This window comes from Exiguobacterium sp. s163 (assembly GCF_018617135.1).
Classification (GTDB): domain Bacteria; phylum Bacillota; class Bacilli; order Exiguobacteriales; family Exiguobacteriaceae; genus Exiguobacterium; species Exiguobacterium profundum.
On sequence record NZ_JACSJN010000006.1, the window covers coordinates 53,505 to 66,906 of the forward strand.

At 47.1% G+C, this 13,402-nt stretch carries 12 protein-coding genes and 1 riboswitch; of the genes, 8 read left to right on the forward strand and 4 right to left on the reverse strand.

What is annotated here, in order from left to right; genetic code table 11:
- Positions 1–116 precede the first annotated feature (116 nt).
- A complete protein-coding gene (locus KNO71_RS14245) occupies positions 117–644 on the reverse strand; it encodes a gamma carbonic anhydrase family protein (RefSeq protein WP_214689097.1) in 528 nt (175 codons plus the stop codon).
- A gap of 119 nt (positions 645–763) precedes the next feature.
- On the opposite strand from KNO71_RS14245, the gene ade reads away from it, so the two are divergent.
- The 3 genes from ade to KNO71_RS14260 all read left to right on the forward strand — a co-directional run bounded on the left by ade (position 764) and on the right by KNO71_RS14260 (position 4,814).
- Complete coding sequence (gene ade, locus KNO71_RS14250) at positions 764–2,473, forward strand: adenine deaminase (protein ID WP_214689099.1); 1,710 nt, start codon at positions 764–766, stop codon at positions 2,471–2,473.
- A 118-nt stretch (positions 2,474–2,591) separates the two neighbouring features.
- The gene (locus KNO71_RS14255) at positions 2,592–2,876 is read left to right on the forward strand and encodes a hypothetical protein (RefSeq protein WP_015880753.1); all 285 of its coding nucleotides are present in this window, start codon (positions 2,592–2,594) and stop codon (positions 2,874–2,876) included.
- A gap of 57 nt (positions 2,877–2,933) precedes the next feature.
- A riboswitch (Lysine riboswitch) is annotated at positions 2,934–3,108 on the forward strand.
- A 113-nt stretch (positions 3,109–3,221) separates the two neighbouring features.
- Positions 3,222–4,814: a Na+/H+ antiporter NhaC family protein gene (locus tag KNO71_RS14260; protein WP_214689100.1), complete on the forward strand. Its 1,593-nt coding sequence runs from the start codon at positions 3,222–3,224 to the stop codon at positions 4,812–4,814.
- A 347-nt stretch (positions 4,815–5,161) separates the two neighbouring features.
- Here KNO71_RS14260 and KNO71_RS14265 read toward each other — a convergent pair whose 3' ends face one another.
- Complete coding sequence (locus tag KNO71_RS14265) at positions 5,162–6,787, reverse strand: peptide ABC transporter substrate-binding protein (protein WP_159563514.1); 1,626 nt, start codon at positions 6,785–6,787, stop codon at positions 5,162–5,164.
- A 223-nt stretch (positions 6,788–7,010) separates the two neighbouring features.
- On the opposite strand from KNO71_RS14265, the gene KNO71_RS14270 reads away from it, so the two are divergent.
- Entirely contained in the window at positions 7,011–8,414 is a 1,404-nt protein-coding gene (locus tag KNO71_RS14270; protein ID WP_214689102.1) for a basic amino acid/polyamine antiporter, read from the forward strand.
- 17 nt (positions 8,415–8,431) lie between these two features.
- On the opposite strand, the gene KNO71_RS14275 is transcribed toward KNO71_RS14270, so the two are convergent.
- A complete protein-coding gene (locus KNO71_RS14275; RefSeq protein WP_214689104.1) occupies positions 8,432–10,486 on the reverse strand; it encodes a sensor domain-containing protein in 2,055 nt (684 codons plus the stop codon).
- A 155-nt stretch (positions 10,487–10,641) separates the two neighbouring features.
- On the opposite strand from KNO71_RS14275, the gene KNO71_RS14280 reads away from it, so the two are divergent.
- The 3 genes from KNO71_RS14280 to KNO71_RS14290 all read left to right on the forward strand — a co-directional run bounded on the left by KNO71_RS14280 (position 10,642) and on the right by KNO71_RS14290 (position 12,653).
- A complete protein-coding gene (locus KNO71_RS14280) occupies positions 10,642–11,844 on the forward strand; it encodes an ornithine--oxo-acid transaminase (RefSeq protein ID WP_015880758.1) in 1,203 nt (400 codons plus the stop codon).
- 79 nt (positions 11,845–11,923) lie between these two features.
- Positions 11,924–12,310, forward strand: a complete 387-nt coding sequence (crcB, locus tag KNO71_RS14285; RefSeq protein ID WP_214689106.1) for a fluoride efflux transporter CrcB — start codon at positions 11,924–11,926, stop codon at positions 12,308–12,310.
- Positions 12,311–12,320: 10 nt separating this feature from the next.
- Positions 12,321–12,653 (forward strand): fluoride efflux transporter FluC, encoded by a 333-nt coding sequence (locus KNO71_RS14290; RefSeq protein ID WP_015880760.1) that lies wholly within the window; start codon positions 12,321–12,323, stop codon positions 12,651–12,653.
- Between the two features lie 34 nt (positions 12,654–12,687).
- On the opposite strand, the gene yhfH is transcribed toward KNO71_RS14290, so the two are convergent.
- The gene (gene yhfH, locus KNO71_RS14295) at positions 12,688–12,846 is read right to left on the reverse strand and encodes a protein YhfH (RefSeq protein WP_015880761.1); all 159 of its coding nucleotides are present in this window, start codon (positions 12,844–12,846) and stop codon (positions 12,688–12,690) included.
- A 149-nt stretch (positions 12,847–12,995) separates the two neighbouring features.
- On the opposite strand from yhfH, the gene KNO71_RS14300 reads away from it, so the two are divergent.
- Positions 12,996–13,358: an ArsR/SmtB family transcription factor gene (locus KNO71_RS14300; protein ID WP_015880762.1), complete on the forward strand. Its 363-nt coding sequence runs from the start codon at positions 12,996–12,998 to the stop codon at positions 13,356–13,358.
- Positions 13,359–13,402: the final 44 nt, after the last annotated feature.

Genomic DNA, 13,402 nt, shown 5'->3' on the forward strand with positions numbered 1-13,402 from the left:
AGTGGGCTCCTTTCAATACATCAGCTTGGCTACAACTTCAGTATACAAAGGAACTATGTAGAAAATTCGAGAGAAACGTTAACATTTTATGAATCTTGTAAACGCTTTCATGAACATTATGATTCGCGAATTGGAATGCACGTCTCTTTATATTGTTCGGCACGCTTAGCATATTTCTTGACCGTTCTCTGCATGATAAAACGGTCTTCATCGTTTAATGGACGAACGACTTTGGCTGGGACACCCATGACCATCACCCCTTCAGGAATCTGCATGTTCGGTGTGATGAGCGCACCGGCAGCAACAAAGGACCCTTTTCCAATCTTCGCCCCATCGAGCACGGTGGCGTGCATGCCAATCAAGCAGTCTTCTTCAATCTCACAGCCGTGAATCATCGCCATATGACCAATCGAGACACGATCATGGATGATGGTCGGTGAGCCTTCATATTGGTGGATCATCGAACCATCTTGAATGTTGACGTAAGAACCGATTTGAATGGGTCCTTCGTCTCCACGGATGACGGTATTGAACCATACTCCCGAGTGCGCGCCGATGGTCACATCTCCAATCACATGTGCCCCTGGTGCGAGATAAGTCGTCGGGTCGACTTTTGGTGTCAACTCTCCTAATTTGTATTGCATCGTTGTAACCCCTTTCAGACGGATATGTTATCATTGTCGCACAACTTGAAAAAGAAATTGCAACGAAAAGAATATTCTTGGTAAGATAGTTAAAATACGTTGAATAAGGAGATCGAAAGATGGAGAAACAACATTTGATTGACATCGCCGCAAAAAAAAAGAAAGCGGCCGTCGTCTTTAAAGACGTCGCAGTGATTGACGTGTACAGTCGTGAGACGATTCGTACAGACGTCGCCATCGACGGGGGATATATCGTGGCTATTGGGGATGGGTACGATGGGGAGGTCGAGTATCACGATCCGACGTGGACGCTTGCGCCGTCCTTTATCGATTCCCACGTCCATATCGAGTCATCGATGGTCCCACCGCATGAGTTTGCGAAAGCGGTCTTGCCACTTGGCGTCACGACCGTGATTGCCGATCCACATGAGATTGCGAATGTGAACGGAGCACTCGGGATTGAGTACATGTTAGCAGATGCGAAAGGACTTCCACTCGACGTCCGCATGATGCTTCCGAGTTGTGTACCGGCGACACCGTTCGAACATGCAGGTGCTAAACTGTATGCGGAAGATTTGGCCCCGTTTTTAGGAGATCCAGGAGTGCATGGACTAGGCGAGGTCATGGATTATCCTTCGGTTGAAGCCGGAAGTGAAGACATGCTTCAAAAAATCGCACAGACGGAACAAGCGGGTAAAGTGGTCGACGGACACGCATCGGGACTTGGCCCAGACCAATTGAACGTCTATCGTTCTGCAGGAATCATGACGGATCATGAATGTACGACTGCGGAAGAGGCGATTGAACGAGTGCGACGTGGATTCTACGTTCAAATTCGGGAAGGGTCCGTTGCTCGAAACGTAGAGAAGGTGAGCCTAGCCGTTACGGAAAGCAATGCCCACCGCTTCCTTTTCTGTACGGATGATAAGCATTTGGATGACTTGGTCGCGGAAGGTGGAATCGACTACAACATCCGTACCGCCATCAAGCAAGGGGTTAAGCCGGAAACGGCCTATGCCATCGCAAGTCTACATGCCGCAGAGGCCTATGGATTAAAAGAGGTCGGGGCCATTGCACCTGGTAAGAAGGCGAACTTCGTTATCTTGTCAGACGTCGAATCGGTAAAAATCGAACAAGTCTATGTGAATGGTACGCTCGTTGCGGAGAAGGGGAATGCGACGTTTGAATCGGAAGGGATTGAAGTGCCAAAACCGATGAAAGGTGAGCTCGCTTTACCCGAATTGACCGCCGAGTCGTTCCGACTTGCCGCAAGTGAAGAAGAAATCGATGTCATTCAAGTGCTTCCGAACAGCTTGTTGACGAAACGACAGCGTCTCACGTTCCAACCAGACGCATCAGGCGCAGATTTATCGCAGGATATCGCGACGCTTGCCGTCATCGAACGCCATCATGGGACAGGCCATATGGCTCTTGCCCCGGTAACGGGATTCGGCTTGAAACGAGGTGCCCTAGCAGCCACGGTTGCCCATGACAGCCATAACTTGGTCGTCGCCGGGGTCAGCCCGGAAGACATGTTGCTCGCGGCGAGAACGCTTGAAAAAGTAGGGGGAGGGGTCGTCGCCGTATCGGAAGGAGAAGTGCTTGCCGTCCTTCCGCTCGAGATTGGTGGACTGATGACGAAGCGACCATATCGTGAAGTGGCAGAGATTCTGGAACAGCTCAATGATGCGCTAGATGTCGTGGGAGCCCATCGTCATTTCAATCCGTATTTGACGATGTCCTTCCTCGCCTTACCGGTCATTCCTGACTTGAAATTGACCGATATGGGATTGTTCGACGTGACCACGTTCTCATTCATCAACGCTTGACTCGGTCTAACGTATGATTTTTGTTAAGAACCGCCGATAACGATTGAATGCGTGACGGGAAGTTGGTATAGTTACGTCAAGTTTCATCGGGTCAACATTGAAAGGGGGGATATTACAGATGGAACAAGTTGCTTACAATCGGTCGTATGATGAACATGAGGAATTGATCAATTCTGTATATCGTGCTTTCAAGGACCGATGCGAAGAACTACCAGAAGAAACACAGACAAAACGTCGTTTACGACGACTTATTTTCTCTACGATTAAAGAACAGACGAAGTCTCACGCTGACCGATTCGTGTTGTATCACTTCTTCAACGATTTCTTTAAAGCGGTGGAAACGAATGACCAAGAAGCACTCGCTGTCTTGAAGCGAATCATTCGTGATGAAAAAAACTATTGATATGTGACACCAACCTGTGATAATTTAGACGTAACTTTAAATGAATATTCGTGCTATCGATGAGGTAGAGGTGCGATGCTGATGAGTAAGTAGTCGGAGGATGACAACGATGAGGACTACAAAAAGGCAGGATCGCCGAAGTGCAACACCATGTCCGTGGGGTTGTGCTGGGCTGACGGGAAATACCCGTCGGACTGCCATACATATTTACGTATGGAGCGCTCCAAGTCGGCTAAGAAAGACGGAACATCCAGCGAGGGTGTCGGCTTTGTTGCCGATGCCCTCGCTTTGCGTTTTTTTTAAGCATAGGGGGGCCTCATCCTAATAAAAAAGGAGGAATTCAGCATGGTAGATTATTCAACATCGGTACTCTCACTCGTACCGGCATTACTTGCAATTATTATGGCAATCACAACACGAAAGGTCATCCCATCACTCGGTGTCGGGATCATCGCAGGAGTCCTTCTCTTGCATAGCTTCAATCCAATTGATTCGATTCAATATTTGTGGTCGAACGTCATCGCCTTATTCTGGGCGGATGGAGCCATCAATGAATGGAACGTCTTGTTGATTGCGTTCTTGCTCCTTCTCGGGATTTTATCGTCAATCATTCAAACGTCAGGTGGCGCACGCGCATTTGGTGAATGGGCTGCGGCGAACGTCAAGACAGCACGCGGTGCACGTCTCGTCTCATTCGGACTTGGCATTTTGATTTTTATCGATGACTACTTCAATAGCTTGGCGGTCGGAAACATCAGTCGTCCACTCACAGACCGTAAAAACATCTCACGTGCAAAACTGGCTTACATGATTGACTCAACGGCAGCACCTGTCTGTGTCATCAGCCCGCTTTCAAGTTGGGGTGCATATATCATCGCCATCATCGCAGGTATTTTGGCAAAATACTCGATTGACAGCTATTCGTCATTCTCTGCATTCATTCAAATCATCCCAATGAACTTCTATGCCGTCTTCGCACTACTCTTGACAGCATATGTGGCATTCACTGGACTTGCCATCGGACCGATGCGCACGCACGAACTTCGTGCCCTCCAAGGGGAGTTGTATGATTCGGCAAAAGGAAAGCCGATGGGAATGAGCGAAGATTTACACGAGCACGAAGGTGGAAAAGTACGTGATTTGATCGTACCAATTATCACGCTTATCATCGCGACAGTGTCAGCGATGCTTTACACGGGTGGACAAGCGCTCGCGGCTGACGGTCAAGACTTCTCGTTGATTGGAGCCTTCGAATCGACAGACGTGACACGCTCACTCGTTGCGGGTGTTGTCATCAGTTTGATTGTCGCATTCTTGCTTCTCATTGGTCGTAAAATCCCAACACGTGACTATGGAAAAGCGGCATGGGAAGGCGTTCGTGCCATGTGGCCGGCTGTCTTGATTCTCTTGTTTGCTTGGACAATCATTGCGGTCATCAGCGACATGAAGACTGGTGAATACTTGGCGAGCTTCGTGACAGATACAATCGCTGCATCTTACTTGCCACTCCTTCTCTTCTTGATTGCCGGAATCATGGCATTCTCGACAGGAACGAGCTGGGGAACATTTGGTTTGATGCTTCCAATCGGTGCCGACTTGATCATGGCCGTTGAACCAGAACTCCTTCTCGCGTCACTTGCGGCTGTATTGGCCGGAGCGGTGTTCGGTGACCACTGTTCACCAATTTCCGATACAACGATTCTCAGCTCAACAGGAGCGGGCTCACACCATATCGACCACGTGGTGACACAATTGCCGTACGCTATTCTTGCAGCGGTCATCTCGGCGATTGGTTACTTGGTGCTCGGGATTACAGCGTCGATTTGGATCGGATTCTTCGCTGCATTGATTTCGTTCATCGTATTGGTTGGAATCGCAGAAGTGATTTCAAAACGTGGGAAAGTACCTGCAGAACTTCGCGCAAAGCGTGAGGCGTGATATATGAAAATGACTTCCATCAAATCGATGGAAGTCATTTTTTATGTGCGGTTGTCACTGCATAAGTGAGACGGTCGAGTAGTTTACCGAGAATGAACCAAAAGGGAACTATGATGTACAGTGATAGGCTGTGGTAATGAAGATGAATGACGTACAAAGAAAACCAAGGTGTCTCGAGCAATCAAAATGGAGGCGAAGTAGATGTGCTTGTCATCCAATCCAGATACATTCATGATGCAGATCATGACAGCTAATAAGGTGAACCGCAGTGTCAAACTCTTTATAGAGAGACTTTCACGACAGAAAAACCTCCCTGGTCCATGTAGGAATCAAGGAGGTTACAATCATTATTTCACGTCAAGCCACTTGAAACTTGCATCGGCACCAAACGGGTGACGGTACATGTTCTCGATGTTTGAACGCTCTAAGTATGCCTCACCTTTTTGATAAATCGGAGCGATGGCAAAGTCTTCTTCGAGAAGGATGCGTTCTGCTTCTTGCATTGCTTCCCAACGTTTCATCTGATCGGCTTCTTTCTTCGCAGATTGAATCAACTGATCATATTCGTCATTCGAGTACTCCATACGGTTAAACGGTCCGTCTGTGACCCACATGTCGAGGTATGTCATCGGATCCTGATAGTCAGGGCCCCAACCAGCTGCAGAAACGTCATATTCGCCTTTCCCTTCAAGATCAAGGAAGTTTTTGAACGGTTGCTGTTTGATGTTAAGTGTCAAACCAGGCAAGTTCTTCTCAAGTTCGCCTTTGATGAACTCGTTCACTTTCTTGAACGCTTCTTCGTCACGTGAGAGGAACTCGAGTTCGATTGTTTCAACACCTAATTCTTCTAATCCTTTTTCCCACGCGGCTTTTGCTTCATCTACGTTGTAGTTGAGGAGGTCTGGATACTTCTCACGGAAGTCAGCTCCGTCTTCTGTGAACGTGAAGTCTTTCGCTACGATATAGTTCGCCGGTTGCGATCCATCTGTTAAGATGACATCTGTCACACTCTGTTTGTCGAATCCTTTCGCAAGTGCTTCACGGATGTTGACATTTTGGAGCGCTTCGTTCTTTTGGTTGAAACGAAGGAAGTTGATTCGAGCATCGGCACGCGTTTTGAACTCGTCGCTGTCTTCGAATTGCGGAACGAATTCAGAAGAGAGGAGCGTGTAGTCCGCTTCACCCGACTCGAACAAGTTGACCCCAGTCGATACGTCTTTTACGACTTTGACGTTGATCGTGTCCATCTTGACGTTTTCAGCATCCCAATATTCAGGGTTCTTCTTGTAAACCCATCCTGCATTGTCTTGCCACTCGCTCAAGACGTAAGGTCCGTTATAGAGTGTCTTGTCGACAGATGTTGCGAACTCTTCGCCTTGCTCTTCGACGTACTCTTGTTTTTGCGGCATATACGTTGGGAATCCAGTCAAACCTAAGAAATAAGGAGCTGGTGCTTCCAATTGTACTTCAAGCGTTTTTTCGTCAATCGCTTTTGCGCCGAGGTCGTCGAGCGACATTTCACCCGCAAGGATTTTGTTCGCGTTTTTCAAGTCTTGAAGAATATAGGCATACTCCGCACCTGTTTCAGGATTGAGGGCACGTTTCCAAGAGTAAACGAAGTCTTCAGCTGTAATTGGAGAACCGTCCGACCAGTTTGCGTCACGTAACTTGAACGTGTATGTAAGTCCATCCTCAGATACTTCGACATCTTCGGCAATTCCCGGTGTCGGTTGGTTGTTCTCATCTAGACGATACAATCCTTCGAACACGTTGTTTGTCACGATGATCGATGTCGAGTCTGTTGTCAGTGTCGGATCGAGCTGCGGCAAGTCCGTCGCCGATACCATTGTGATTTCTTTTTTCGCATCGCTCGAAGATGAACCTTCTGAACTTGATGAGTCATCTCCTGTGCTACAAGCAGCCGTCGCCAATAATGCGACCCCCGATAACGCTAACCATTTTTTGTTACGCATCATACAACCTCCCGAAAATTCTGATAATTTAGAATATGTTGTAATTAAACTACATCTGACATGAATATGCAATGGAATTTTTCAAATTATCCGAAAATATAAACTTATTTAGAATGACTATTCATCAATCCTTACAGGAAGTAGAATAGAAAAATCAACGAATGATTATACAATATTTTTGTATAGTTATTCGTATAGACAGAGTAGTAGTGGAGGCGTTAACTTGAAACAACATTCAGCCGGAATCGGCTTTTTCGGTCTTGCGGCGATGGTCGTTGGGACTATGATTGGTGGAGGTGCGTTTAACCTGCCTGGTGCCATGGCACAAGGGGCAGGGGTCGGACCAGTTTTAATTGGGTGGGGGATTACGGGTGTCGGCATGATTATGCTCGCCTTTGTCTTTCAGTTTTTAGCCAACACGCGGCCAGAGCTAGAAGGTGGAATTTATGCTTATGCCCGTGAAGGCTTCGGGAAGTTTGTTGGATTCAACAGCGGCTGGGGATACTGGATGTCGGCTTGGATTGGGACGGTAGCCAACATCACGTTGATTTTCAGTACATTGGCTTATTTTTTTCCTATATTCTCAGCAGAACACCGACTGTTTCGCTTGTTTGTGAGTGTCGTTTTGATTTGGGGCTTATTTTGGCTCATTTCACGTGGGATGCGTGAAGCGGCACTTCTCAATATCGTGACAACGATTGCGAAACTCGTCCCGATTATCTTGTTCATCGTGTTGATCCTATTCGCGTTTAAAATAGATACGTTCCAAGTCGATTTTTGGGGAGAAACAGGGTTTGTTTGGGCGGATGTGTTTCCACAAGTGAAGTCAACGATGCTCGTCACACTTTGGGCGTTTGTCGGGATCGAGGGAGCGGTCGTGTTGTCGTCGCGCGCACGTCATAAAAAAGATGTCGGTCGTGCCACGGTCATTGGTCTGATTGGAACTTTATTGATATATATGATGATTTCCATCTTCTCGTTTGGTGTCATGACACAGGAGCAACTCGCTGCGTTGCCTGAACCGTCGATGGCATATGTGTTAGAAGCGGTCGTCGGCCCGTTCGGCGCAACATTGATTAACATCGGACTGCTCGTGTCATTAACAGGCGCATTGCTCGGCTGGACGATTTTAGCGACGGAGATTTCGTACGTAGCGAGCCGAGATGGGGTGTTTCCGAAAGTATTTCACCGTTTGAATGCGAACGAGACACCGGTAAACGCGCTATTCATCACCCAAGCGTTCACTCAAGTCGTTACGGCCATCGCCTTGTTTTCAGAACAGACGTATCTCGTGCTTTCAAGCATCGCTGGAATCGCAGCACTCGTTCCTTATCTATTCTCGGCACTCTATGGATGGATGGAGGCGAAGCGGACGACGTCGCTACGGTTGATGGTCGTTTCCGGGATTGCCTCGCTATACGCCGCCTGGTTACTCTACGCTTCGGGAGTCGAGTATGTCTTGATTGCGATGATTCTATACGCACCCGGCATCTTCGTCTTTCTTTTGGCAGAACGGGAACAAGGACGACCATTTTTGACCCGTACCCAGTCGTTGATTGCCTTGATTATTCTATTATGTGCGACCTATGGCATTTGTGGGCTTTGGACAGCCACAATCGCCCTATAAGAAAACTCACCGGCGCCTCAAGCGTTCGGTGAGTTTTTTGATGATCGGAGTAATTGTTCGATTACACTTGGTGAAGCAGGTCTCGCATATAAATAGCCCTGGAAAGAATCGCAATCTGTCGACTTTAAGTGTGCCAACATCTCTTCATCTTCGACTCCCTCTGCGACGACGTGGAGATTTAAACTCTTCCCAAGATGGACGATGACATCGAGGAGATGAGATTTGGACGCCATCCAATCATCGAGAAAGACTTTATCGATTTTGAGTTCATCGACCGGGAAGGACTTCAAATACTGCAAGGACGAGAAGCCTGTTCCGAAATCGTCAATCGACAGTCGATAGTTCAAGCGCTTGATTTGTTCCATACGTTCGATGATTTCATCAGTTTGTTGCATGACAAGACTTTCCGTGATCTCCAAAATGACGTCTGCCGGGTCGAGCTGGAGTTGTTGCTTGATGTTTCGTAACGTATTCAAAAAACTGTCGCTTCGGAATTGATTAGGCGAAATGTTGATTGCCATCGAGAGCGGTTGATCGAACTCGGTTTTCCAGGCTTTCAGTTGTTTCGTTGCCTCTAAGATGACCCAGTTGTTGATGGGAACGATGAGTGCCATCTCTTCCGCGAGCGGAATGAACTCTGAAGGCGGAATTTGTCCCAGTTCGTCGTGATGCCAACGAAGGAGTGCCTCAAAACCGATGAGCCGGTCTGTGGCGAGTTCATACTTTGGTTGATACTCAAGATAAAAATGCTTTTCTTCAAGGGCTCGGTACATCGCCTTCTCAATATGGATTTGTCTCGAGAAAGCGGCATCCATATCTTTTGTCACAAATTGAATCGTACCGACGCCGATCTGTTTCCCTTTGAAGAGGGCACTTTCAGCACGTGTATACAGTTCCTCGAGTGAACTTGTCGAAGACGGATAAAATACGCATCCGATCGAAATCGATACCATGATGGAGTGATGGTAAATCCGGAACGGACGTTGCAGTTCGTGTTGCAGATGTCGGAGTACTTGGAACACTTCTTCTTTCGATTCCTCGAAGAACATGACACCGAACAGTCCGCCCGTAGGATGGAATAAAAGAGCGGACTCCGGAATGAGATGCAGTGCGCGCTCTTTGATTTGGATGAGAAGTTCGTTCCCAACGCGAGACCCGAATGACTCATTGATAATTTTGAAGCGGTCGATATCAAACAAGGCAATATGAAGGAGACCTTCTCGCTCATCGATTTGTCGAAGGATTGAGTCGTAGCGACGTAAAAACCCTTTTTTATTATAAAGTCCGGTCAACTCATTTTGATAAGCGAGGAACTGGACTTCTTTTTCAAGGCGCTTCTTTTCCGACACATCAAATCCGAATGCGGTATATTGAATCACTTCATTCTTCTCACTAACAATCGGTACGACGGTCAAGTTAAGCCAACACGGCTCTGACTCATGTTGCTTACAGGAGATCGGCATCTCACCGTTCCAAATCCGATTGGTCGCCAGTGATTTTAAAACGTTACGCGAAATCCCGTCTTGTTCACTTGAATCATGAATGAGTTCGAACCATTCGCGTCCGATTAGCTGTTGCTCCGTCGCATCGAGTAGACGGCATAAGGAAGGATTGATGTCTACAATCTCGCCTTTCGCATTTGTCGCCAAGTAATGTGTGGACTGTTTGATCATCTCTTGAAAATGATGAAGTAGATTGAACTGTTCTGTACTGATGAGCGGTCCAAATCCTTTTGGGAGAAACGCTAAAAAATAACCATAGATCCCTTCGAGCGAAAAAGATTGCAGGTAGGCAGTCGCATAGATGACGGAGCCATCTTTATGTTGAAACGGCGTCATCGCCGTTGTCGAGAATGGATATTGAAGGAGGAGCGGAGACCATGTTTCGAGAGCATGATCTAATTGCCGGACGACCGGCAGCGGTTGATGGAGGACTTCGTCACGTTCCCAGCCGAATAAAACTTCGGCATGCGTATTCCATAATAGGACCGTACCATCTTGAGAAATATAACAACATGGAACAGATAAAGCATCGATGAATTCATCTACTGGTAAATCACGCAATGAAGCCACATCATTTCCTCCAATCTGTCATGCTAAATGCATATTCTAATGTCAGTGTACCTGATTTTGCCAATTCAAGGAATGCTTAAGTTCGTCATTGTCAAAAGAAAGAGGGACGTCATATACTGAAAGAGTAAGATAGTTTTGAATAAGGGGGAAACAATATGTCAAAAACACATGATGTGATTGAGTTGACAGAGAAGTTCGGGGCACATAACTATCATCCACTACCGATTGTCATTTCGGAGGCGAAAGGGATTTGGGTAACCGATCCTGAGGGGAACCGCTACATGGATATGTTAAGTGCATACTCTGCTGTCAATCAGGGACACTGTCATCCAAAGATCATCCAAGCGCTTAAAGATCAAGCGGATAAGATCACGTTGACGTCGCGTGCCTTTTATAACGATCAACTTGGACGTTTTTACGACAAAGTGGTAACGCTTACAAAGAAACAGATGGTGTTACCGATGAACACGGGTGCAGAAGCGGTCGAGACGGCCGTGAAGACAGCACGTCGTTGGGCATATGACGTGAAGGGTATTCCGGGACAAGCTGAAATCATCGTCTGCTCAGGAAACTTCCATGGACGGACGATGGCTGCTGTGTCGATGTCGACAGAAGCAGAATATCAGCGTGGATTCGGACCGCTATTGCCAGGGTTCAAAGTTGTGCCATATGGTGATATCGATGCATTCGAAGCGGCGATCACAGAGAACACAGCGGCGTTCATCGTTGAACCGATTCAAGGTGAAGCGGGGATCATCATTCCGCCGGCAGGTTATTTGAAGCGGGCATCTGAGCTCTGTAAAGAACATAATGTCCTTTTCGTCGCAGATGAGATCCAGTCTGGACTTGGTCGTTCTGGAAAGTGGTTTGCCATCGAGTGGGAAGATGTCACACCGGATATGTATATTCTCGGAAAAGCACTTGGAGGTGGGGTCTTCCCAATCTCATGCGTTGCAGCTGACCAGGAGATTCTTTCGGTCTTCAACCCAGGCTCGCACGGGTCGACGTTTGGCGGAAACCCGCTTGCTTCAGCTGTTTCGGTCGCAGCTCTTGAAGTGCTTGAAGAAGAAAACCTACCGGAGCGTTCGCTAGAACTCGGGACGTACTTCATGGATCGCTTGAAGTCGATCGACAATCCGATGATTCGTGATGTTCGCGGTCGCGGACTCTTTATCGGCATTGAGTTGACGGAGTCGGCTCGTCCTTACTGTGAGGCGCTAAAAGAGCGAGGACTTCTCTGTAAAGAAACACATGAGACCGTGATTCGATTGGCACCACCGCTCGTGATCACGAAAGAAGAACTCGACCAAGCGTTCGAAGCGATTGAAGCCGTTTTGGCGCCAGCAGCTATTTCGTAAATGAAGACAGCTTGATATAATCGTTTTAGCTCAATCGACACCTGCGTTGCAGGTGTCTTTTTCGTGGAGGAGGAATTCAATGCTGTACGTATACGTTGGACTAGCAGGGGCGGTCGGTGCTTTGGCTCGCTATGGACTCGGCTTGATGGTCGATTCACTGGGATCAAGTGTGTTTCCCGTCGCAACTCTTCTGACTAATCTCATCGGTAGTTTTTTGTTGGGGTGGTTGACTCACATGTTTCTTCGAACAGGCAAACCTTCTCCTCAATTCGTCACCATTGTAGGGACCGGAATGATCGGTTCCTTCACTACATTCTCTACGTTTAGTGTTGAAACGATTCGATTATTAGAGGAAAGTCGAATCGGGCTGGCGCTTCTATACGTCTTTCTGAGTATCACGCTTGGACTCGGGAGCTCATGGCTTGGTTATCGTGTCGGCGTGAGACGAAAAGGTGAGGTGAAATAGAGTGACAATCATGTGGATTGCGACAGGTGCCTTTTTTGGTGCGATGTGTCGTTTTGCTATCGGTCAACTGATGAAACGGTGGTCTGATTCTACCTTTCCATTTGCAACATTATTCGTCAATGTGTCGGGTTCGTTTGGCCTTGGGTATTTATATGCCCATACGAGCCATCCGTCGCTTCTTCTCTTTTTAGGGATTGGATTTTTAGGGTCGTTTACGACGTTTTCGACTTTGAAACTTGAATTGATGCGGTTTGCGACAAAAGACTGGATTCGATTCGGACTTTATCTCCTTGCGACATATCTGTTTGGAATACTGGCTGCTTATATCGGATGGTCCATCTAAAACAACGCCCCTTCCATTTCGAAGGGGCGTTGTTTTATTCTGCAAGTTGAAGCTTCTCGGTACATGAAGCACAAGTCGTTTCGTATGACTCGCACTGTTCATCCATATGCTTCCCGCATTCCTGGCACGTTTTGTCCGGTAGTTTTTGATAAAACTCGACAGATGATTCGAGTCGGCTTGCCCATTCATTCATATGAAAATGCCTCCTTCGTAGATGTGTCACGGTATTGGTTGTTATCATGATTGTATTATAACAGATGGCGTAAAGTCAACTATAATATATAACAGATATATTCGGGATTTTTTGCTACACTATACTCATCAAAAGACGAGGTGAAAAAAATGAAAGTGCCACAGTGTGAAACGATTGGGATTCAATCTGAGGACGTTCCAACGCTACAAACCGCCTTGGCGCAATTAGATGCGCCTCGAGTCAGTCGTTTGTTTAAAGCATTCGCTGATCCGACCCGTTTAAAAGTGCTGTATGTGTTGACGCTCGAACACGAACTATGTGTATGCGATGTGGCCGCCGTTATCGGCCACTCTAACGCGACCGCATCTCACCATTTACGGACGTTACTCGAACAAGGGTTGGTAAAGTATCGTAAAGAAGGGAAAGTCGTTTATTATTCATTGGATGATGAACACGTAAGACAGCTCGTTGAAATTGCATTGACGCATAGTGAAGAACAAAAAGACGTTTAAGTCCAATGACCGTCCCTCGAATGGGGACGGTCATTTTTTTGGTA

Coding starts and splice junctions, on each gene's coding strand:
- KNO71_RS14245 (WP_214689097.1), bottom strand. CDS start 644: ATGCAATACAAATTAGGAGAGTTGACACCAAAAGTCGACCCGACGACT.
- ade (WP_214689099.1), top strand. CDS start 764: ATGGAGAAACAACATTTGATTGACATCGCCGCAAAAAAAAAGAAAGCG.
- KNO71_RS14255 (WP_015880753.1), top strand. CDS start 2,592: ATGGAACAAGTTGCTTACAATCGGTCGTATGATGAACATGAGGAATTG.
- KNO71_RS14260 (WP_214689100.1), top strand. CDS start 3,222: ATGGTAGATTATTCAACATCGGTACTCTCACTCGTACCGGCATTACTT.
- KNO71_RS14265 (WP_159563514.1), bottom strand. CDS start 6,787: ATGCGTAACAAAAAATGGTTAGCGTTATCGGGGGTCGCATTATTGGCG.
- KNO71_RS14280 (WP_015880758.1), top strand. CDS start 10,642: ATGTCAAAAACACATGATGTGATTGAGTTGACAGAGAAGTTCGGGGCA.
- crcB (WP_214689106.1), top strand. CDS start 11,924: ATGCTGTACGTATACGTTGGACTAGCAGGGGCGGTCGGTGCTTTGGCT.
- KNO71_RS14290 (WP_015880760.1), top strand. CDS start 12,321: ATGTGGATTGCGACAGGTGCCTTTTTTGGTGCGATGTGTCGTTTTGCT.
- yhfH (WP_015880761.1), bottom strand. CDS start 12,846: ATGAATGAATGGGCAAGCCGACTCGAATCATCTGTCGAGTTTTATCAA.
- KNO71_RS14300 (WP_015880762.1), top strand. CDS start 12,996: ATGAAAGTGCCACAGTGTGAAACGATTGGGATTCAATCTGAGGACGTT.